The following is a 20,457-nucleotide window of genomic DNA, read 5'->3' as shown; positions in this document are numbered from 1 at the left end:
CTTCTTCTTACCTGTTCAACACTTCAATATACGAAGCATTCCCAGCTGTTCTAATAGTAGAACGGAAATTATTGTTTTCTAACGTTTCAGCAACTTGTTTTAATTGCTGTGCATCATCGTGATGAATAATTAAACTATCTGCACCACTTTCTTCTATATGAATATGCTCAACATTTCCAATCGCTTCATGTATAGCTTTTAAAAATTCAGGTTTCATATTGTCCTCCTATATGTATGTAACGTCGTTAAATAGTATTTCCTTATTTTTGAAATATAAAAGTAAATGAAAGGAGAAATGAAAATGAATATAACGCAGTTCAAAGAACATATTACATCACTTTTTGAAGAGCATCTTAATAAATACGGTGATGACGAGCATGGCTTCACTCACATTAGTAAAGAGGAATTTCACAAAATAGGTTACACGACAAATTTGACGCTAGAAACAATTGAAGAAGCGTATAGAAATGGTGTCGATATGATAGTTACACATCATGCACCGTGGAGTTTTCTATTCGGTATGGAAGAGGCTTGTATTGAGAAATTAAAAGAATATGAAATGAATCATTTTTGGATTCATTTGCCGTTAGATTTTGTAAAGTTTGGCACGTGTACGTCGTTATTTAATGAAATTGGGATAGATACAATACTGGAATATTCCACGTATGAGGAAGAAGAGCTACCGGGAATAGGAGAATATAAAGAAGCGATTCCGTTTTCAAATTTAGTTGAAAAACTTGAAGAGAGAATGGAAGAGAAAGTGAAGAGCTGGAAAAATCATGACAGGCCAGTAAAACGGATTGCGATATTAACAGGTGCAGGAAACAATACAAACCTTATTGAGCGTGCGTTAGAAAAAGGTTGTGATACGTACATAACGGGAGAAAAAACATTATATACAGTGCAACATGCGAAATTTAAAGGCATCAATTTGATTGTAGGAAGCCACACATTTACAGAAGTATTTGGTGTAGAAAGTTTGGCTCGTAAGTTAAAAGAAAGAGATCGTACAATAGAGATTATTAGATTAAATGAAGAGCATTTGGAGTGAGGGAAATGGTAACTATATGCGCAAATTATGGGGAATCAAAAGTGAGGTTAACGTGGAAAAAAGATTGTATATTGCCAGAATACGAAAGAATCACGAGTGTTCACGGTTTTTGTTTTCATAATAATAAGGTTTTACTGATAGGCCATGAGCAGCGTGGTTGGGACTTTCCTGGTGGGCATATAGAAGAAGGGGAACTACCAGAAGAATGTTTTAAAAGAGAAGCGTGGGAAGAAGGTTATGTAAAAGGAGAATGTACTTTATTTGGATATATTATCGTTGACCATAGTGATAATCCAAATTGGAATGAAAATAGTCCGTATCCAAAAGTAGGGTATCAGCCGTTCTACCGGATGGAGATTAATGAAGTGCATAAGTTTGACGGTGAGTATGAATCCGATAAAAGGATGTTTGTTAGAGTAGAAGAGAGTGCAGCGTATCATTATAAATGGAATGAATTATATGATGAAATCTTGAAGGAAGCCGTTTTGATAAAATAAAAATTAATTTCTGCAATATTAAGATGCTAGAAGGGATTCTCTTGTGATTGTCAAATAATAGTAAAGTTGTCTTTTGAATTGAAGGAATCTTCAAACGTAAGGGTGAGTGAATGAACATTTCAGTAATCGCTAAACAACTAGTTAATGAGAAGATTATTTCACATTATCCAAATAGCATGAAAGTGTTGAGCGGAGGAACGACAAGTACTGTATATTTGTTGGATGGAAGATATGTTGTGAAATCGAATGAAGCGAAAGTAATACGTGAAGAAGCTAATTTTCTTTCTTTTTATGAGGGGAATGCGTTATTTTCAAAGCTTTTGTATAAAGAACCTTTACATACATATGTTGTGTATTCTTTCCTTGAAGGTAGTACTTCGTGCGAACAAGGACATAAACGAAGTACGCTTATTACACTTGTAAAAGAAGTTATCAATAAGTATAAAATTGTTCCAGGTGCAGATGGCTGGGGATGGAAAGAAAGTCTGGTTCAATCTTGGAATGAATTTTTAACGGCAAATGTGATGGAAGCTTATGAAAATGTAAGACGTTACATAAGTGAGGAAGAGTATAGAATTGTTCTTAAACTAGCGAATAGTCCAAATAGGGGGACTGGAATAAATCAGCCATTTTTATTACATGGTGATTTCGGATTTCATAATTTTATATTCCAAGAGAATGAGCTGTATGGAGTAATTGATCCATTACCAGTACTAGGAGATCCTATATATGATTTAATTTACGCGTTCTGTTCAACTCCAGAAGATGTAACAAAAGAAACGATTGATTATGTGATAAAACAATGTGTATTTCATAAAAAAGAACGAAATTTATATGAGGAAATAGTCATAGGCTTATATTTACGTATAGATACGTGTATAAGACACCACCCAAAAGATTTAGAAGATTACTTAGTAGTTTGGCGTTATTGGATGAATGAGATTATGTTCGATAGCGAAAATAAGACGACATTATAGCACTTATATTTTGGGGGAGATATAGAAATGAACATTTCAGAAGCAAAAAGAGATTTAGCACAAAAAACGAAGAAGGGATTTCCTGTTATAATAGCTGGTCTTTTATTTTGGATTGTAGCGAGCATAACTGGTGTTCTTCTTTCAGAAAAGCAAGTTGTGTGGGTATATTTAATTGGTATGGGCTGTGTATTTCCTTTCGGCTTAATGATAGCTGCTATATTAAAAATTGACATGTTTGCGAAAGGAAACCCGCTAGGGACTTTAGCTGGAGTAATTGGTGGGATAAATGTATTGAATATTCCGTTTGTATTACTTGCATATTTTCAATTTCCGGAGTGGTTACCTTTTGTAGTAGCGATGTTAATAGGTGTTCATTTTGTACCGTACGTATGGATTTATGAAAGTAAAAGTTATGGGTTATTATCAGTAGGAACTGTATTAGTAACGTCAGTATGTGGGATTCTTTTTGCGGAAAAAGGATTTATTGTAATTCCTATGGCGGTTACAGTTGTCTACTTTATTACTCTTATAAGCGTATCACTTGAAAATAAAAAAGCAGAAAACGATCAACAAATATCAGCTTAATAAAAAATTAAAGGGATAGGGGAATAACTATGAATAATTTCGTTTGTACAACGTGTGGAGTACAGTATGCAGCGAGTGTGGAAGAACCGGTAAGTTGTGTTATTTGTGATGAGGAGAGACAATATGTTAATCCGAAAGGGCAGTCATGGACAACTTTAGAAAACTTGCAAACGAGTGATACATATAAAAATGAAATTATAGAAGAAGAAAATGGGCTTTATAGTATTACGACAAAACCAGAATTTGCGATCGGTCAGACGGCATTTGTAGTAAAAACAGAGTCATATCGTTTGCTGTGGGATTGTATTACTTATATAGATGAAACAACGATTGAGAAGATAAAAGAGTGGGGCGGATTAGATGCGATTGTACTGTCGCATCCGCATTATTATTCAACGCAAGTAGAATGGGCAGAAATATTAGATGTACCAATTTATATACATGAAGACGATAAAGAGTGGGTTATGCGTCCAAGTAGTCGTATTATTTATTGGTCTGGTGAGTCTTTACAATTAGCGGATGGAATTACTGTTCATCGTCTCGGAGGGCATTTTAGCGGCGGTTCTGTATTACACTGGGAAGAAGGAAATGATGGGAAAGGTATTTTATTAACAGGTGATATTATTCAAGTTGTAGCGGACCAACAGTGGGTGAGTTTCATGTATAGTTATCCGAACTTAATTCCACTACCGGCGAGAAAAGTTGAGGAAATGGCGAATCGAGTGAAGCCGTTACAATTTAATCGTCTATATAACGCCTTTCACCGAGTAGTAAAAGAAAATGCAAATGAGGCAGTTGAACGTTCTGCGGAAAGATATGTGAAAGCGATAGAAGGAAAGTTGTTTCATACTTAAAAGGAGAGTTAGATTTATGAAAACGTTAGTATGCTTCGGAGATAGTATTACAGCTGATGAAACATTTTTTGGTGGAACGCCGAGGTTAACACCACGTTTGCAAGAGATGTTTCCAAATTGGAAAGTGGTTAATGCGGGTGTTCCAGGTGATAATACGTTCGATGCGTTAAATAGGATTGAAGACGATGTAGTATCATATAAACCAGACTTTGTAACAGTTTTTATCGGTACGAATGATTCGGTGTTATTTGATCCAGTTCCATTACAGTCGTACAAAGAAAATTTAGAGGGAATTGTAAATACGATCTCACCAGAAAAAGTATTACTTATTAGTCCTGCACCAGTTGATGAAGCAAGGCAACATAATAGAACGAATGAAGTACTCGGCCAATATGCAGACGTGGTTGAGGAAGTGGCGAAAGAAACAGGAAGTCATTTTCTCAATTTGTACGCTGAAATGATTCAAGAAAAGGATTATAAGAGATTTGTAGAAGATGATGAAAAAGACGGGTTACACTTCGGACCACAAGGTTATGAATATTTAGCGAAGTTAATTTGTGAAAAGTTAAAAGAGATTCTGTAAGAAGCAAAGCGTGAGCGCTTTGCTTTTTTTGTATTCACATAAGTAAAATATAGTATCTTTTCGCAAGGACATTGTAGCACTGCAAAAATGCAACCAACTTAATATATTTTAATTAATCACAGAAGTAGACGGTTCCTGTACTAAATGTTTAGTACCTGTAGCACTTTAAAGTACATACATTTTTAAAGTGTTAAATATAATTCATAATAGCACCATTAAGAAGCAAACAAGCGTTACAGTACTATAGAGTCTGGTAATTCTAAAAAGTGCCAATGTGGTATAAGACAATTAGGGAGGTTAAAGATATGAGTACTTCAAATTTGAGTGAAATAAGTAAACAAATATTAATAGAGGAGGAAACACTTCAATTTTCCTCTTTTACAAATGAAGACGCCTTGCAATTAGGTTTATTTATCGTTGAAACAGCGAAGCGAGAGGGGAAATTGATTGCTGTTGATATAGCAAAAAATGGTGTGCAATTATTTCATTTCAAGATGACAGGGACAACTGAGGAAAATACGAAATGGATTGAGCGTAAAAAACGGGTCGTTTCCCTGCATAATCATAGCTCGTATTATATGCAGATAGAAAGTGAGATAAGCGGAGTTCCATATCATGAAAAATACCGTTTAGATGGCTCGGAATATGCTGCGTTTGGTGGATGCTTTCCTATCCAAATAAAAAACGTAGGGGTTATTGGGATGATAACAGTCTCAGGATTACCACCAGAAGTAGATCATGAATTGGTTATAAGAGCAGTTAAAAATCATTTAAATCAATAATAGAAGTAATTTTAAAGGTTAAATAAAAAGGCAAAAATGAACATATTCCTGTTCGTTTTTGCCTTTTTATTATTTATTTAAGGAAATGGACAGGGAGATGATATCCCTAAAAAGTACAAAGAGAATGTAGCGTGGATTCTAAGGGTCAACGTTTTCCTAGTAAACAACCATTTAAAGATATTATGAAATAAAAAATCTTCAATTCGAAACACTTTGCTTGACGATTATAATCTATGTAGTTAATATGATACACATAAAATAACTTAATTACTTTTAATAATTAAGTTATTTTATATAAGTTACGGTAGGTAAGTAGAATGTGGTAAAAATGCTTTGAATTGCCACTATTAATATTGGGGACAATTAGAAAGCGACAACTATAAAAAATTAGAAGTTAAGAAATAAGATTGGATCAACAATAATAGTAGCTTCTGTGCAATGCATTTTTACTATAGTGACAATGACTATACATCACGAGGGGGGACTGAAATTGGAATCAATGACCTTTGTTTTATTTGGAGCAACAGGGGATTTAGCTAAAAGAAAAATTTACCCCGCGCTATATAACTTATATAGAGATCAAAAGCTTCCAAAGCGAATATCCGTTATTGGGCTTGGAAGGCGTGAAGTATCTCATTTAGATTTTCAAAAAAGAATAAAAGAATCCATAGAAACTTTTTCTCGTCGCAGAGAAGAAGGTACTCCGAAAATAGAAGATTTTTTAGAGTATTTTCGTTATTGTCCGTTAGATGTGAATAAGCCAGAAGATTATAAAAGGTTATTACAAGTAGTTCGTGAAAGGGAAGAAGAACAAAATATACAAGGGAATAGAATGTTCTACCTTTCAGTTACTCCGGACTTCTTTGAGACAATTGCTTTAAATATTAAAGAAAGTGGACTTGATAAAACGGATGGATGGAAGCGCCTGATGATTGAAAAACCGTTTGGTCATGACCTTAAATCTGCCCGAGAGCTGAATGATAAGCTTAGCCGAACGTTTGAAGAAGACGAAATATACCGTATTGATCATTATTTAGGTAAACCGATGATTCAAAATATTGAAGCACTTGAATTTGCAAATCCTGTTCTCCAATCGATTTGGAATAAAGAACATATTGCGAATGTACAAATAACAGCTAGTGAAACGGTTGGGGTAGAAGAAAGGGCAGGATATTATGATCATGCAGGAGCCATTCGCGATATGGTTCAAAATCATATGTTGCAAATATTAATGATGACTGCTATGAATTTGCCGGAAAAAATTAATGCATGTGAAATTCGTGAGGAAAAACGAAAAGTGATGGAGACTCTTCGTAAAGTGAAAAAAGAAGACGTTCAGAACCATATCGTTCGCGGGCAATATGCTTCAGGGGAGATAAAAGGACAACAAGTTGTAGCGTATAGGGAGGAGCCAGGAGTAAATCCTTCTTCTCAAACAGATACATTTGTTGCGGCTCGCCTATGGATCGATAACCCATTTTGGACTGACGTTCCCTTTTATATACGAACAGGAAAAAGAATGAAAGAAAAGTCTACTCGTATTGTAATTGAGTTTAAAAATACATTAAAACAGCAATATCAAGATAGTAATCCAAATGCAGAGCCTAATTTGTTAATCATTGAAATTAGCCCAAATGAAAATGTTTCACTCCAATTAAATAGTAAAAATCCATTGAACAATGGAGAGCTTGAACCGATCCGTATTCATTTTACTTGTGAGCAAACAGGAGTGGGAATACCTGAAGCCTACGAAAGGCTTATCTATGATGCTGTATGCGGAGATTCTACATTCTTTGCACATTGGAGAGAAGTTGAGTTGTCGTGGGAGTGGGTGCAGCCAATACTTGAAGCATTCGAAGAAAATTTGTTACCTCTTCATGAATATGAGTCTGGCTCGTATGGTCCGGATGCTGCTCATGCTCTATTACAAGAAAGTGAATTTAAATGGTGGTTAGATGAAGGATTGAAAAAATAAGTACATTCTTATAAGTAAAGCAATATGAAAAAAGATATTCATCATTTTATTAACATGTATTTATGATGAAAGGTAATTCAAGGAGGAATTATATTATGAGAGTAGGATTAATTGGTTTAGGTAAAATGGGATTAAATTTAGGGAAGAATTTAATGGATCATAAACATGAAGTAGCTGCATTCGATTTAAATACGAGTGCGGTGGAAGAAATGAAAGAGTATGGTGCTACAGGTGTATCTAGTTTAAGCGAACTCGTTCAATCATTAGAATCACCAAGAATTCTTTGGGTAATGGTTCCGCACGCTGTTGTTGATTCTGTTATTAATGAGGTTACACCGTTGTTATCAAAAGGAGATATTTTAATTGAAGCTGGGAATTCACATTATAAAGAGTCTATTCGCCGATATGAGCAACTAAAGACAGATGGCATTCACTTTATGGATGCAGGAACTTCTGGCGGAATGGAAGGTGCTCGAAATGGTGCTTGTTACATGATCGGAGGAGACCAAGAAGCTTGGGACATCGTTGAACCTATCTTCCGAGATACAGCTGTAGAAAATGGATACTTATATGCTGGCAAAGCTGGTAGTGGTCACTTTTTAAAAATGATTCACAACGGAATTGAATACGGAATGATGGCTGCTATTGGTGAAGGATTTGAGGTTTTAGAGAAGAGTGAATTTGACTACGATTATGAAAAAGTATCAAAAGTATGGAACAACGGTTCAGTCATTCGCTCTTGGTTAATGGAATTAACTGAAAATGCATTTTCTAAAGATGCAAAACTGGATGAAATTAAGGGCGTTATGCATTCTTCTGGTGAAGGGAAATGGACAGTAGAAACAGCATTAGACCTTCAAACAGCAACTCCTGTTATCGCGATGTCTTTATTAATGCGCTACCGCTCATTAGACAATGATACGTTTACAGGAAAAGTTGTAGCAGCTCTGCGCAATGAATTTGGCGGACATGCAGTAGAAAAGAAATAAACATTTTAAAATTATAACTCGTTAGCGTTTAAAAAATGGAGGGAATGAATCATGAAGTTTTTTATCGATACTGCAAATCTTGAGGACATAAAAAAGGCATATAAACTAGGGGTTTTAGCTGGCGTTACAACGAATCCTTCTTTAGTAGCGAAAGAGGGCATTAAGTTTGAAGACCGTATTGCAGAAATTTGTCAGGCAGTACCTAACGTTGAATCTGTTTCGGCAGAAGTAACTCCAGATGTTGTTGCAGCTGAAGAAATGATCTCCCAAGCAGAAGAACTAATTAAAATTAACGGTGGCGATAAAAACATCACGATAAAACTTCCGATGACATTAGCAGGATTAGAAGCTTGTCGCTATCTTACAGAAAAAGGTGTGAAAACGAACGTTACACTTATTTTCACTGTGAACCAAGCTCTTTTAGCTGCCCGAGCAGGTGCAACGTACGTTTCTCCATTTTTAGGTCGCTTAGATGATATTTCTGAAGATGGCGTATTATTAGTTGCTAAAATTGCTGAATTATTCGATGTTCATCAATTAGATACACAAATTATTGCGGCTTCTGTCAGACACCCAGACCATGTCACTCGTGTAGCGATGGCAGGTGCTCACATTGCAACAATTCCTTATAAAGTCATTGAACAACTTGCTATGCATCCACTAACAGATCAAGGTATTGAAAAGTTTGCTGCGGATTGGGCGAAAGCGCCTAAGTTATAATGAAATGAAGATTTCACTTTTCAAAATAGCACTATAGTTATGAAAAGGACCTCCTTATGAGAGAGAAGCTTATTAAAAGGTAGCTCTCATAAGGGAGCGTCTTTTTTGTATACATCATGGTGCTCTTTTGTTATAGGAATAATTTGAAAGGGGTTACATAGTGAGCTCGAAATATATGATTGGTGTAGATATTGGGACAACTAGTACAAAATCAGTTTTGTTTTCGATTGATGGATCAGTTATTGCAAGTCATGGGATTGAATATCCTTTATATTCTCCCGCACCAGAAACAGCAGAACAAGATCCAGAAGAGATTTTTCAAGCGGTCATACATACGATTAAAGAAACTATACAATCAAGTAATGTGCAGCCAGTTGATATTCTTTGTGTTTCTTTTAGTTCGGCAATGCATAGTGTCATTGCTGTAGACGAAGCAGGGAAGCCGTTAACGAGATGTATCACTTGGGTAGATAATAGAAGCGCCAGCTGGGCAGAAAAAATAAAGAATGATATGAATGGTCATGAAATTTACCTTCGTACTGGAACACCAATCCATCCTATGTCACCACTTTCGAAATTAGTTTGGCTTAAGAATGAACATGATGAGTTGTTTGCAAAAAGCTATAAATTCATCTCTATTAAAGAGTATGTTTTCTATAAGTTATTTAAGGAATATGTAATTGATTATTCTATTGCATCAGCAACAGGAATGTTCAATTTGAAATCTTTAAAATGGGATGAGGAAGCTCTTCGTGTTGCAGGAATTACCGATGAAAAGTTATCTACAGTTGTTCCAACGACGCACAGTTTAATAGGGATAAATGAAGAACTTGCAAGAGAGATGAATGTACTTGTTGCTACTCCTTTTATAATCGGTGCGAGTGATGGGGTACTATCGAATTTAGGTGTAAATGCAATAGAACCTGGAGTAGTTGCTATTACAATTGGTACGAGCGGTGCAGTGCGAGTTGTCACAAATCATCCTGTAACGGATCCGAAAGGTAGGACTTTTTGTTATGCGTTAACTGAGGACCTTTGGGTAATTGGTGGACCGGTTAATAATGGTGGTATGATTTTTAGGTGGGTTCGCGACCAATTATGTACGTTAGAAGTTGAGCATGGGAAGCGTTTAGGAAAAGATCCATATGAAGTGCTTACGGAAATAGCGGCAAAAGTGAATCCTGGATCTGACGGTTTATTATTTCATCCATATTTAGCAGGCGAAAGAGCTCCTTTATGGAATGCGAATGCGCGGGGATCTTTCTTTGGGCTTGGACTACATCATAAGAAAGAGCATCTTATACGTGCTGTTTTAGAGGGGATCATTTATAACTTGTATACAGTTCTTCTTGCGTTAAAAGAACTAATTGGCGAACCGAAAAAAATTCAAGCGACAGGTGGTTTTGCAAGGTCAGAACTTTGGAGACAGATGATGGCGGATATTTTTCATCAAGACGTATACGTTCCTGAAAGTTTCGAAAGTTCTTGCCTAGGAGCGGCAATCCTCGGTTTATATAGCTTAGGTGAAGTAGATACATTACATGTAGTTTCTAATATGGTAGGTGCCAATTTTTATCATGAGCCAAACATGGAAAGTGTGGAGAAATATAAAGATTTAACACCGATCTATATTCGTTTGGCCCGTCACTTGGAAGAAGAATATGAAAGTATAGCAGCTTTTCAGAAAAAGTGGGTTTAGAGGCTATTTGGCAGAAAAATATGGTAGCGTATAAAGAGGTACTCTGATTTTTTAGGATACTCTTTCAATGAATAATAGTTTTAGGTTGCTTAGTAAGAAGTGTGATGAACAAAAACTATAGGGAGAGGGTTATGAAAATGACGGATAACAAAGAGTTTATTGGATATGTTGGAACTTACACGAAAGAAAATAGTGAAGGAATATATACTTTTACTTTAAATACGGAAGCGCAAAAAGTTAGTAATGTAACACTTGCGGCTAAGCTGGATAACCCTACATATGTAACGATTAGCAAAAGTAATCAATATCTCTATTCTGTTGTAAAGGAAGGAGAAGCTGGTGGTGTAGCTGCTTATTCGATTAATAGTCATACTGGAGAGCTAGAGGAACAAAATAGACAAGTAGTAGTAGGGGCTTCTCCTTGTCATATTAGTGTGGATAGTGGAAACCATACGGTAGTTACAGCAAATTACCATAAAGGAACGATTGAGTCTTTTGAAGTAGATGAAGAAAATGGAACTGTAAATCCTACTTCATCTATTATGGCACATGAAGGTTCAGGTCCAAATAAAGAAAGACAAGAAAAACCACATGCACATTACGCGGGGTATACTCCTGATGAAAAATATGTGGTAGGTGTTGATTTAGGGATTGATAAAATAATTACGTATGGAATAAAAGATAGTACATTAAAAGAAGTGAATAGCTTGTCTGTGAACCCAGGAAGCGGTCCAAGGCATATTACTTTTCACCCGGACGGAAAGTACGCTTATGTGATGACTGAACTTAGTTCGGAAGTCATTGTGTTAACATATCATCCGGAAGAAGGGTCTTTTACAGAGTTGCAGTATATTTCTACTGTTCCAGAAGAGATTGATGGAAATAGTCAAGGAAGTGCTATTCATATTTCTTCTGATGGCCGTTTTGTATATGTAGCGAATCGTGGTCATAATAGTATTGCTGTTTTCAGTGTGGATCAAAATTCAGGTCAGCTTACATTTGTGGAACATACATCTACAGAAGGAAATTGGCCGAGGGACTTTGTGTTAGATCCTACTGGAAAATTTCTTATTGCTACAAATGAAAAGTCACATAATCTTGTGCTATTTTCAAGAAATGAAACGACAGGGAAGTTAACACTGTTACAATCTGATGTTGTTGTACCAGAGCCTGTTTGTGTTAAGTTTTTAAACGTTTAATTTATGATTGGTAGAATTTCTATATACCCCAAAAACAGAAAAAAGCAAAGCGATATCGCTTTGCTTTTTTCTATTTCTTCTTCGGCCTACGTACTAGTTCGCCGCCACAATTCGGGCAAACGTTTTGTCTTTCCTCTGTACATGGTGCACAAAATGTACATTCATACACGCATATGTATGCTTCAGAATCGGGCTGAAGGGAATGATCGCAAATTTGACAGTTTGTTTTCATTTCTAATGCCATCGTAATCCTCCTTATTATTTGAAAGTTAGTAATTTAATTATAATTACTATTGTAGTGGGTGTCCTTTTTAAATGAAAAGAAATAGATGGATTATGTTGTTGTTTGAAATGAAATAGGTCCATTTGTTTTTAAATTGATTATTTAGTGCAGTTGGAATATTATGAAATAGTCAAAAGACGACAGGGGGTATATATTTTGACTAATAATAACGACTATTTTCGTGTAGAAGAGGATGTAAATTACAATAGTTTAAAAGCGGATTGTGAAAAATGTTTTGGATTATGTTGTGTGGCATTACCGTTTGCAGCATCAGTAGATTTCGCGGTGAATAAAGATGGTGGTAAACCTTGTACAAATTTACAATCAGATTATAAATGTAGTATACATAGAGATCTTAGAGGAAAAGGCTATAAAGGTTGTACAGTATTTGAATGTTTCGGTGCTGGACAAAAGATTTCTCAAGTTACGTTTAAAGGAATTGATTGGCGGACAGATGCCGAGCATGCGAGAGAAATGTATAATGCTTTTCCGGTTATGCATCAGCTTCATGAAATGCTTTGGTATTTGAATGAGGCTATTCTATTAAAGGCGACGCAGACAATTCATAAAGAGCTGAAGGAAGCAATTGAAGAGACAGAGCGTCTTTCTAATTTAAGTTCAGATGAGTTAATGGAAGTAAATGTGCCATTACACCGTGCAGAAGTGAACATTCTCCTTTTAGAGACGAGTGAATTAGTATGGAAGGAAATGAATGCTGCACGTAAAAAACGAATTAGTCACCGAGGGGCAGATCTTATGGGAGCTAACCTTAAAAAGAGGGATTTACAAGGAGCAAATTTAAGAGCAGCTTATCTTATTGCGGCTAATTTACGAGATGCAAATTTAAGGGGGGCGGATCTCATCGGAGCAGATTTGCGAGATGCAGATATTCGCGGGACGGATTTTACAAATAGTATTTTTCTTACGCAAGTTCAAATTAACGCGGCGAAAGGGGACAAACATACGAAATTGCCGAAATTGTTGTCTCGTCCAGCGCATTGGCCTGCGTAAAGAGTATGGAGTGAAATAGTTTGGATATGTTTCAGTATTTAGAGGAAATGCAGGAAGACGTATTTTCGTTATCAGTATCTCAAATAGAATCGAAGTATTATGATATTTGTAGCACACTAGCGTCAAGTGAGGATGCGGAGCGCGTTAAATTGATTCCATTAGATTCATACAAGGAAAGTATGAGGATAGGTTTGAAAGAAGCATTAAAAGTCGCTGAAAGTGAAGAAGCGAAGGCAATTTATTTTGAATATGACCTTGATAATGAGTGGGATAGTCAGTTATATGTTTGTGACGATTACATGTTTCTTGAAGTAGAGGATGATGATTGGGCCAGTGATTGGACGGATGAAATAGAAGGACCATCTTTAGGAGAGTTAGCTGATATTTATGGTGAAAATGGCTTTGATTCAAATAAAAAGGCTGTAGGTATTACTTTATATTTAATCGCAAGAACAGTGTGTAGTTTTATCAATGCACGTAGTGGTTTGCAAAGTAATATACCAATTTGCATTGGTTTTCACGACCAAGACCCAATTATGCGAACAGGCAGAGACTAAGTCTCTGCCTGTTTTTTATACTACGTTCTCTTTTCAAAAGTAGTAATTATAACGCTACATATAATAAGGATACCACCAATGAAAAAGTTACTACTTAACGTCTCATTTAATAGGAGCCAGCCAAGTATTGATCCAACGATAGGTTGAAAGAAGAAAAATAATGATCCGATGCTCGCGTCCATTAATTCTAATCCTTTATTCCAAAGGAAAAAGGCACCTGCTGTTGAGACGACTCCTAAATATACTACGCCTAATATTACGTACGTATTTACCGTTTCGATAGAGGTTGATTGGAATTCCCATACCATAAAAGGTGTAATGAAAAAGAGTGAAAAAAATATTGCGTACGTTGTAATAATTAAAGATGAAAATCGAGCTGAAGCGATTTTTACATAAATGGACAGTAAAGCCCACGTAATAGCAGCTCCAACTAAAATGATTGTACCGATAAAATAGGAGCCGATTTCAATATCCCATCCGATAACGATAATGACACCGATTGTCGCTATTATAGTTGATAAAAGTCTACGAGTAGTTAGTTTCTCTTTTAAAATGAGCGCTGCAAATATAACCATAAATGCAGGTGTAGCTGATGTCACTAAGGAGCCTGTATGAGCATCGGATAATTTCGTTCCGATAAATTGACATGTGATTGAAATGAAATACCCGATGAATCCAATCCAAGCAAATAATAGCCAATCTTTTTTGTGGATGGGTACTTTTTTCTTTTGCTTTTTTTCAGTTATTTTCAAAATCACATATAAAACAACAAAAGCGATAATAAAACGTAGCCAAACGAGTGTAAGTGGCGGGATAAAGTCGAGTACGTATTTACTAACGACGTACATACCGCCCCATATACTTGCTGCTAGAGATAAACATATAGCTCCTAAAATTGTTTGTTTCATTTGAATTACCTCCGTCTATTTTTAGGGTTATGATTTATTCCCTAAGACGAGGCATAGTGCACTTGTTATATGAATGCCCGTCTTAGTTTATAGACGGCCTACAGGTTGATCGTTTTCGAATGAAGTGTTGTAGTACATGAGCGGATTCCTCCTCCATAATTTTATAATGATATTATAACTTAATTTTCAGTTTATTGGGGTGTTAATTGTACGGAGTTGATTCTTTAGAAAATGGTGGTTGTCGAAGAAAGCATAGTATATGGTAGAAAAACATATTTTAAAAATAAAAGAAACCAATTACATAACTGATAAGTATATTAAGAGTAGGATGAAAAAGTAGATTAATAGAGAAAGAGGAGGAGATTATTATAACTACAACCGTTATTTCTCATTTTTACAATGAAGAGTATTTATTACCGTGGTGGCTTATGCATCATACGAAACTGTTTGATCATGGTATTTTAATTAATAAAGGCTCTACAGATCGTTCAGTCGAAATTTGCAAAAAATTCGCACCGCATTGGGAAGTGCGAGATTCTACAAATCCAGAGTTTGATGCATTAGCGACAGACCATGAAGTGATGAGGGTGGAACAAGAAGTAGAAGGTTGGAAAATGATTTTAAATACGACTGAGTTTCTTTGTGTGCAAGATAAAAATCAGTTTTGGAAATCACTAAATGAATTGGGAGAGAGGATGTATTGGCTGGAAGGGCTTATTATGGTCGATGATCTTAACTATAATTATCCGGAACTTAACTTTGGAATACCTTTAATGAAACAGCGATTTCACGGTTACTTACCGGAAGATTGGAGATTATGGAGAAGAGGTAGATTCATTCATAATAATGAACATGGAAGCTACACTGTTGGAAGGCATTTAACTGCACATGAATTTATGAATTACCCACCTCTTGCTTGTATTGCATGGTTTGGATTTAGTCCGTGGAACGATGCGATGAGGAAGAGGAAATTACAAATTGGTCCGACTCTTTCTGAAGGTAGTAAGCATGCAGGAATGGGGACACATCACATTATTACACCTGAAAGATTAGAAGAATGGTATAAGGAATTAGCGAGAGGGACGAAGGATTTACGTTTTAGTGCTGCGTATCGTTATGCTTTTTTATAAATGATTCCCACCATAAAATTGTTTCTTCGATTCCAGTATTTAGATTGTACGTCGGTTTCCAGTTTACTTCAGTTTTTAAACGTTCTACATTAACACCGACGAATAAAGGTTCATCTTTAGAGAAAGGAATCGCACCTAGTTTAATTAAATTTTCTTTTCCTATCTTTTTAGCAATGATAGAAGCTAATTCTTTAATTTGTACAGATTGACCAGAAGCGATATTGATTGTGCCTGTAACATTGCGTTCTAATACTGTTACGAGAGCATCAGCGACGTCACTCACATGGAGGAAATCTCTTAATTGTTTTCCATGTGTACATAGTGCTTCCTCATTTTTTAATAAGGACGTGATAATGTTAGAAACGAGTCGATTCCCTTGTTCGTGAGGGCCATACATATGAAAAATGCGGCTCCAACACATGCTGAGGCCGGTTTTCCCAGCGTATGATTGTAGCCAGGAATGTAGTGCGTTTTTACATAATGAATACGGGGTTTTATAGGAAAGAAGCGGTGAATCTTCAAATAATACGCCGTTAAACCATTCATATTCTGCGCCAGTACCGGCAACGATGACTCGCTTTCCGCCGCATGTTGTGAAGTGTTGAATTAATGAGATACTGGATGTAAGCCAATAGTAATTATTAATAGATACATAACACGCTGGCGGCACTGCTTCCCAAGCTAAATGAATGAGATGACTAGGCTTCATGTCGTAAATGAGTTTTTTTACTTCTTCATCGCAAAGTAAGTTTACTTTATGCCAATGGCAAGAAAGGTGAGAAGGCTTATTTGTATTGTAGGTGGCGTGCACTTCATAGCCCTTTTGTATAAGGGAATTTACAACATATTTACCAATCCATCCACTACCGCCTGTTACAAGGATTTTTTTCATGGCTCAATCACCTCAACTTCTGGAATCGTTACTAAAAATTTGCCGCCCCATTCACGAATGAAAGAGCATTCTTTCATAATTTCGTCTTTCAAATTCCAAGGAAGTATGAGAATGTAATCAGGTTTTGTACGTTTTATTTCTTCAGGAGATTGTATTGGAATGCGGGTTCCTGGTAGAAGGAGATTTTGTTTGTGAGGGTTTTTATCTACTGTATAATTTAGAAACTCTTTTCCTATCCCGCAATAATTTAAAAGGGTGTTTCCTTTAGCAGGAGCGCCGTAACCGATAATTTGTTTGTTTAAAGCCTTTGCTTCGATAAAAAACTTTAAAATACTTATTTTCAATTGTTCTATGCGTTCAGAAAAAAGGAGATAGCAATCTAATGTATCTAGCCCGTGATCTACTTCTTTTTGGATTATATTTGTAACACTGGAATGGATAGTGGATGAGTCACTGTGATGGTTTACAAAAATACGCAATGAACCACCGTGCGTTGCAAGTTCTTCTACATCGACAATTTGTAAATGATGATGAGCTAAAACTTTTTGAAGACTTATAAGTGAGAAGTAGGAGAAATGCTCATGATAGATTGTGTCAAACTGTTTAAAGGATATGAGGTTTAATAAGTGCGGGAATTCAATTGTTATCGTGCCATCGTGTTTTAATAATGTTTTTAAACCGGCAACAAAATCATGCAAGTTCGGAACATGTGCTAATACGTTATTTGCGACGATTAAATCAGCTTGTGGTAACTTTTTTGCTAAGTCATTGCTGAAAAAATTCACTTCAGTAGGAATTCCTTTTTGGATAGCGATTTCTGCTACATTTTTTGCTGGTTCAATTCCTAACGTTTTGATATTTTCTTTTTGAAAGTATTGTAATAAGTACCCGTCGTTACTTGCGATTTCAATCACTTTCGAATGGTTTGTTAAGTTGAAACGCTTAATCGCCATTTCTACATATTGCTTAGCGTGTAGTAGCCAACTGGAGGAATAAGAGCTAAAGTATAAATAGTCATGAAAAATATTGTGCGGAGATTCAAATTCATCTAATTGTACAAGTAAACAAGAGTTACAAACAAACGTGTGCAGCGGATAAAATGGCTCCATTTTATATGAGTGTTCTGGAGCTACAAATGAGTTAGCGAGAGGAGAAACGCCTAAATCTAAAAAAGTATTTGTGAGTAATGAGTGGCAAAAACGGCATTTTTTCTGTTCCATTTTATAGCCCCCTTATAAATTTTTGAATGCATCGATTTGTTGTCGCGTGAAAGATTCCATATTTTGACCAGATGCATATTTTTTGTACCAATCAACAGTCCAAGCGATAGAATGATCTGTTGATAATTTAGGAGTCCAACCGAGTTTATTTACTGCTTTTGTACTATCAAGTGTTAAAATAGGTGATTCATAAAGAGTATTTGTATGAGGGGAAAGGATTGTTAGTGGTTGATTCCATAATTTTATTATAGATTGAATGACATCATGAACGGTTCTGTTAAGTTCATTCATCGGGCCGAAATTCCAAGCTGCTGCATATTCGGCGTCTTTCGAAAGGTTTTCAGCTAATAGAATATAGCCATGTAAAGGATCTAATACGTGTTGCCATGGGCGAATAGCGTTTTTGTTTCTAATATTTAATGTATTATCTTGTAAATATGCACGAATGATATCTGGGAATAATCGGTCTTCTGCCCAATCACCGCCGCCGATGACGTTACCTGCTCTTACTGAGGCAAGTTTAGGAGTGTTAGTGTGGAAGAATGATTTTTGATATGATGTTGCAACTAGTTCAGCACAAGCTTTACTAGCACTATAAGGGTCGAAACCTCCTAGTCGGTCAGTTTCCACGAATGCCCGGTTACCGCTCCCGTCATTTTCATAGCATTTGTCACTTGTAACATTAATGATGCCACGTATACTTTCTATATGCTTTGCCGCTTCTAATACGTGAACAGTACCTAAAACATTCGTTTTAAATGTTTCGATAGGATTTTTGTATGAAGTGGTGACGATTGGCTGAGCTGCTAAATGAAATAGTATGTCAGGGTTATGTTGTTTCAGGGCATGGGATAAAGAATCGTAATCTGTAATATCGCCTTTAATTGTTATGCACTCTTTTGATACGTTACATTGTTCAAAAAGGTTAGGGATGGATGGGGGGTGAGAAGAATAGCCAACTACTTCTGCACCTAATGAAGTTAAAAAAAGGGTAAGCCATGAGCCTTTAAAGCCAGTATGTCCTGTAATAAATACTTTTTTCTTATTCCAAAAAGATGATGAAGTCATATTACCAAACCTTCCACGGAGCGTTATTACTTTCCCATAGCTCGACTAATTTATTTTTATCGCGCACTGTATCCATTGGATGCCAAAAACCAGTATGTTGATATGCGGCCAATTCGTTTTTGTTTACTAACTGAACTAAAGTGTCTGTTTCAAAAACAGACTTATCTCCACTAATGTAATTGAAAATATCAGGATTTAAAACGAAAAATCCACCGTTAACCCATCCGCCATCACCTAATGGTTTCTCTTGAAAGGATGTTACAGACTGTTTATCTAATACGAGAGAACCAAATCTGCCTGGAGGTTGTACGGCAGTAACAGTAGCTATTTTGCTGTGTTTTTTATGAAATGCCATGAGTTCTTTTATATTTATATTACTTAATCCATCGCCATAAGTGAGGCAGAAAGGTTCGTCCCTGACGAAATTTTGTATTTTCTTAACTCGTCCACCTGTTTCGGTATTTAGACCGGTATCAATCAGTGTAATTGTCCATGGTTCTATACGATGAGAATGGTTAGTAATTGTATTGTCGCTTAAATGTATCGTGAAATCGGACATGTGTAAGTTGTAATTTAGAAAGAATTCTTTAATTGCATATCCTTTATAGCCTAAGCAAATAATAAACTCAGTAATGCCGTAATGACTATACAAACTCATAATGTGCCATAGAATAGGCTTTGTTCCAATTTCAATCATAGGTTTTGGTTTTAAATGAGTTTCTTCCCCAATCCTTGTTCCGTATCCACCTGCAAGAATAACAGCTTTCATTTTTTCCTCCTAATTATAAAAAGAATTTGATATCGATGTTATTATGATATGTACTTAAATTAGAAAGGAACGGGAAATTTCATAGTTATATTTCGTTCGTTTTGGTTTTTTGAATTTAAGTATTTTATTATATAATTAAATTAATAGATTGGATTGTATAAGATGAGACGATAAATTTTGTATAAATTATGAATGATAAACCATCACGTTTGACTGTACAGTTTATGTATTGTATGATGTTAGTAATATAAACAAGGGGGGAAGATCGTTGGGAAGGTGTATCGAATCGGACAGTTGGCTCTCATGGCTCACGTGTCGAAACGAACGATTGATTATTATACGAATCTAGGAATCTTAAAAGCGGAGCGATCTCAATCTAATTATCGCTATTACGACGAAACAGCATTTGAGACATTACAATTTATTGAGAAGTGCAAAGAAATGCATATGCCGCTTTGTGAGATTAAAGAGAAGATCGAGGAGAAGAAGCTGCTCGGTATCAATGAACACGTTTCGAAACAAGTGAATGAAGTGACAGACCATATTCATAGATTAGAAGCAGAGCTAACGGAGTTAAAGCCTCTTTTAGATGAATTGACTGATTCACAACGTGAAAAAATATCGAAATCTTTATCAGGTCAAACGACAGCTTTAATACAGACACTTGCTCTATTATTATAGAATAAGTGAAATCCGACCTCTTTAATT

Annotated in this window: 23 protein-coding genes; 16 read left to right on the top strand and 7 right to left on the bottom strand. The window is 35.9% G+C overall.

The window, feature by feature from the left end; genetic code table 11:
• Positions 1-7: 7 nt before the first annotated feature.
• A complete protein-coding gene (locus MR155_RS20995) occupies positions 8-217 on the bottom strand; it encodes a hypothetical protein (RefSeq protein WP_242310994.1) in 210 nt (69 codons plus the stop codon).
• A gap of 84 nt (positions 218-301) precedes the next feature.
• Here MR155_RS20995 and MR155_RS20990 point away from each other — a divergent pair, with 84 nt between their 5' ends.
• The 12 genes from MR155_RS20990 to MR155_RS20935 all read left to right on the top strand — a co-directional run bounded on the left by MR155_RS20990 (position 302) and on the right by MR155_RS20935 (position 11,911).
• On the top strand, positions 302-1,051 hold the full coding sequence (locus MR155_RS20990; RefSeq protein ID WP_242310993.1) for a Nif3-like dinuclear metal center hexameric protein: 750 nt from the start codon (positions 302-304) through the stop codon (positions 1,049-1,051).
• 5 nt (positions 1,052-1,056) lie between these two features.
• Positions 1,057-1,548, top strand: coding sequence for an NUDIX hydrolase (locus MR155_RS20985; RefSeq protein ID WP_242310992.1), 492 nt, complete (start codon positions 1,057-1,059; stop codon positions 1,546-1,548).
• 110 nt (positions 1,549-1,658) lie between these two features.
• Positions 1,659-2,525 carry a phosphotransferase gene (locus MR155_RS20980; protein WP_002137365.1) on the top strand — a complete coding sequence of 289 codons (867 nt, stop codon included), beginning with the start codon at positions 1,659-1,661 and terminating at the stop codon, positions 2,523-2,525.
• A 27-nt stretch (positions 2,526-2,552) separates the two neighbouring features.
• Positions 2,553-3,110 (top strand): DUF7010 family protein, encoded by a 558-nt coding sequence (locus tag MR155_RS20975; protein WP_219303185.1) that lies wholly within the window; start codon positions 2,553-2,555, stop codon positions 3,108-3,110.
• Positions 3,111-3,139: 29 nt separating this feature from the next.
• On the top strand, positions 3,140-3,964 hold the full coding sequence (locus MR155_RS20970) for an MBL fold metallo-hydrolase (RefSeq protein ID WP_242310991.1): 825 nt from the start codon (positions 3,140-3,142) through the stop codon (positions 3,962-3,964).
• A 16-nt stretch (positions 3,965-3,980) separates the two neighbouring features.
• On the top strand, positions 3,981-4,547 hold the full coding sequence (locus MR155_RS20965; protein WP_242310990.1) for an SGNH/GDSL hydrolase family protein: 567 nt from the start codon (positions 3,981-3,983) through the stop codon (positions 4,545-4,547).
• A 305-nt stretch (positions 4,548-4,852) separates the two neighbouring features.
• Positions 4,853-5,329: a heme-degrading domain-containing protein gene (locus MR155_RS20960; protein ID WP_002199830.1), complete on the top strand. Its 477-nt coding sequence runs from the start codon at positions 4,853-4,855 to the stop codon at positions 5,327-5,329.
• A gap of 490 nt (positions 5,330-5,819) precedes the next feature.
• Positions 5,820-7,304: a glucose-6-phosphate dehydrogenase gene (gene zwf / locus MR155_RS20955; protein WP_242246064.1), complete on the top strand. Its 1,485-nt coding sequence runs from the start codon at positions 5,820-5,822 to the stop codon at positions 7,302-7,304.
• 95 nt (positions 7,305-7,399) lie between these two features.
• Positions 7,400-8,293 (top strand): phosphogluconate dehydrogenase (NAD(+)-dependent, decarboxylating), encoded by an 894-nt coding sequence (gene gnd, locus MR155_RS20950; RefSeq protein ID WP_002033317.1) that lies wholly within the window; start codon positions 7,400-7,402, stop codon positions 8,291-8,293.
• Between the two features lie 51 nt (positions 8,294-8,344).
• On the top strand, positions 8,345-9,013 hold the full coding sequence (gene fsa / locus MR155_RS20945; RefSeq protein WP_000667685.1) for a fructose-6-phosphate aldolase: 669 nt from the start codon (positions 8,345-8,347) through the stop codon (positions 9,011-9,013).
• 157 nt (positions 9,014-9,170) lie between these two features.
• Positions 9,171-10,712 carry a gluconokinase gene (gntK, locus tag MR155_RS20940; protein WP_033716381.1) on the top strand — a complete coding sequence of 514 codons (1,542 nt, stop codon included), beginning with the start codon at positions 9,171-9,173 and terminating at the stop codon, positions 10,710-10,712.
• A gap of 137 nt (positions 10,713-10,849) precedes the next feature.
• Positions 10,850-11,911, top strand: a complete 1,062-nt coding sequence (locus tag MR155_RS20935) for a lactonase family protein (RefSeq protein WP_242311005.1) — start codon at positions 10,850-10,852, stop codon at positions 11,909-11,911.
• Between the two features lie 70 nt (positions 11,912-11,981).
• Here MR155_RS20935 and MR155_RS20930 read toward each other — a convergent pair whose 3' ends face one another.
• The gene (locus MR155_RS20930) at positions 11,982-12,155 is read right to left on the bottom strand and encodes a DUF1272 domain-containing protein (RefSeq protein WP_001162783.1); all 174 of its coding nucleotides are present in this window, start codon (positions 12,153-12,155) and stop codon (positions 11,982-11,984) included.
• Between the two features lie 195 nt (positions 12,156-12,350).
• Here MR155_RS20930 and MR155_RS20925 point away from each other — a divergent pair, with 195 nt between their 5' ends.
• Together MR155_RS20925 and MR155_RS20920 are read left to right on the top strand one after the other, a co-directional pair.
• A complete protein-coding gene (locus MR155_RS20925; RefSeq protein ID WP_242310989.1) occupies positions 12,351-13,205 on the top strand; it encodes a pentapeptide repeat-containing protein in 855 nt (284 codons plus the stop codon).
• A gap of 20 nt (positions 13,206-13,225) precedes the next feature.
• Entirely contained in the window at positions 13,226-13,762 is a 537-nt protein-coding gene (locus tag MR155_RS20920) for a hypothetical protein (RefSeq protein ID WP_113935956.1), read from the top strand.
• Between the two features lie 20 nt (positions 13,763-13,782).
• On the opposite strand, the gene MR155_RS20915 is transcribed toward MR155_RS20920, so the two are convergent.
• The gene (locus tag MR155_RS20915; protein WP_242310988.1) at positions 13,783-14,670 is read right to left on the bottom strand and encodes a DMT family transporter; all 888 of its coding nucleotides are present in this window, start codon (positions 14,668-14,670) and stop codon (positions 13,783-13,785) included.
• Positions 14,671-15,014: 344 nt separating this feature from the next.
• On the opposite strand from MR155_RS20915, the gene MR155_RS20910 reads away from it, so the two are divergent.
• Positions 15,015-15,800 carry a glycosyltransferase family 2 protein gene (locus MR155_RS20910; protein ID WP_219303740.1) on the top strand — a complete coding sequence of 262 codons (786 nt, stop codon included), beginning with the start codon at positions 15,015-15,017 and terminating at the stop codon, positions 15,798-15,800.
• Here the strand turns inward: MR155_RS20910 and MR155_RS20905 are convergent.
• From MR155_RS20905 to rfbF, 4 genes are read right to left on the bottom strand one after another with little or no spacing between them, the layout of a single operon-like run.
• Positions 15,769-16,692 (bottom strand): NAD-dependent epimerase/dehydratase family protein, encoded by a 924-nt coding sequence (locus MR155_RS20905; RefSeq protein ID WP_242310987.1) that lies wholly within the window; start codon positions 16,690-16,692, stop codon positions 15,769-15,771. The genes MR155_RS20910 and MR155_RS20905 overlap by 32 nt on opposite strands.
• Complete coding sequence (locus MR155_RS20900) at positions 16,689-17,912, bottom strand: class I SAM-dependent methyltransferase (RefSeq protein ID WP_219303177.1); 1,224 nt, start codon at positions 17,910-17,912, stop codon at positions 16,689-16,691. The genes MR155_RS20905 and MR155_RS20900 overlap by 4 nt, the downstream gene beginning before the upstream one ends.
• Before the next feature lie 12 nt (positions 17,913-17,924).
• Positions 17,925-18,980, bottom strand: coding sequence for a CDP-glucose 4,6-dehydratase (gene rfbG / locus MR155_RS20895; protein ID WP_242310986.1), 1,056 nt, complete (start codon positions 18,978-18,980; stop codon positions 17,925-17,927).
• A 1-nt stretch (position 18,981) separates the two neighbouring features.
• Positions 18,982-19,749, bottom strand: a complete 768-nt coding sequence (rfbF, locus tag MR155_RS20890; RefSeq protein ID WP_242310985.1) for a glucose-1-phosphate cytidylyltransferase — start codon at positions 19,747-19,749, stop codon at positions 18,982-18,984.
• 276 nt (positions 19,750-20,025) lie between these two features.
• Here rfbF and MR155_RS20885 point away from each other — a divergent pair, with 276 nt between their 5' ends.
• Positions 20,026-20,430: a MerR family transcriptional regulator gene (locus MR155_RS20885; RefSeq protein WP_012261301.1), complete on the top strand. Its 405-nt coding sequence runs from the start codon at positions 20,026-20,028 to the stop codon at positions 20,428-20,430.
• Positions 20,431-20,457: the final 27 nt, after the last annotated feature.

The sequence above is a fragment of the Bacillus cereus group sp. BfR-BA-01331 genome (assembly GCF_022663915.1).
Taxonomy (GTDB): domain Bacteria; phylum Bacillota; class Bacilli; order Bacillales; family Bacillaceae_G; genus Bacillus_A; species Bacillus_A mycoides.
This window is presented reverse-complemented; position numbering and strand designations above follow the sequence as displayed.

Coding starts and splice junctions, on each gene's coding strand:
- MR155_RS20975 (WP_219303185.1), top strand. CDS start 2,553: ATGAACATTTCAGAAGCAAAAAGAGATTTAGCACAAAAAACGAAGAAG.
- MR155_RS20970 (WP_242310991.1), top strand. CDS start 3,140: ATGAATAATTTCGTTTGTACAACGTGTGGAGTACAGTATGCAGCGAGT.
- MR155_RS20995 (WP_242310994.1), bottom strand. CDS start 217: ATGAAACCTGAATTTTTAAAAGCTATACATGAAGCGATTGGAAATGTT.
- MR155_RS20900 (WP_219303177.1), bottom strand. CDS start 17,912: ATGGAACAGAAAAAATGCCGTTTTTGCCACTCATTACTCACAAATACT.
- MR155_RS20935 (WP_242311005.1), top strand. CDS start 10,850: ATGACGGATAACAAAGAGTTTATTGGATATGTTGGAACTTACACGAAA.
- MR155_RS20915 (WP_242310988.1), bottom strand. CDS start 14,670: ATGAAACAAACAATTTTAGGAGCTATATGTTTATCTCTAGCAGCAAGT.
- MR155_RS20960 (WP_002199830.1), top strand. CDS start 4,853: ATGAGTACTTCAAATTTGAGTGAAATAAGTAAACAAATATTAATAGAG.
- MR155_RS20930 (WP_001162783.1), bottom strand. CDS start 12,155: ATGGCATTAGAAATGAAAACAAACTGTCAAATTTGCGATCATTCCCTT.
- MR155_RS20980 (WP_002137365.1), top strand. CDS start 1,659: ATGAACATTTCAGTAATCGCTAAACAACTAGTTAATGAGAAGATTATT.
- rfbG (WP_242310986.1), bottom strand. CDS start 18,980: ATGACTTCATCATCTTTTTGGAATAAGAAAAAAGTATTTATTACAGGA.
- MR155_RS20985 (WP_242310992.1), top strand. CDS start 1,057: ATGGTAACTATATGCGCAAATTATGGGGAATCAAAAGTGAGGTTAACG.
- rfbF (WP_242310985.1), bottom strand. CDS start 19,749: ATGAAAGCTGTTATTCTTGCAGGTGGATACGGAACAAGGATTGGGGAA.
- MR155_RS20965 (WP_242310990.1), top strand. CDS start 3,981: ATGAAAACGTTAGTATGCTTCGGAGATAGTATTACAGCTGATGAAACA.
- MR155_RS20990 (WP_242310993.1), top strand. CDS start 302: ATGAATATAACGCAGTTCAAAGAACATATTACATCACTTTTTGAAGAG.
- MR155_RS20905 (WP_242310987.1), bottom strand. CDS start 16,692: ATGAAAAAAATCCTTGTAACAGGCGGTAGTGGATGGATTGGTAAATAT.
- fsa (WP_000667685.1), top strand. CDS start 8,345: ATGAAGTTTTTTATCGATACTGCAAATCTTGAGGACATAAAAAAGGCA.
- gnd (WP_002033317.1), top strand. CDS start 7,400: ATGAGAGTAGGATTAATTGGTTTAGGTAAAATGGGATTAAATTTAGGG.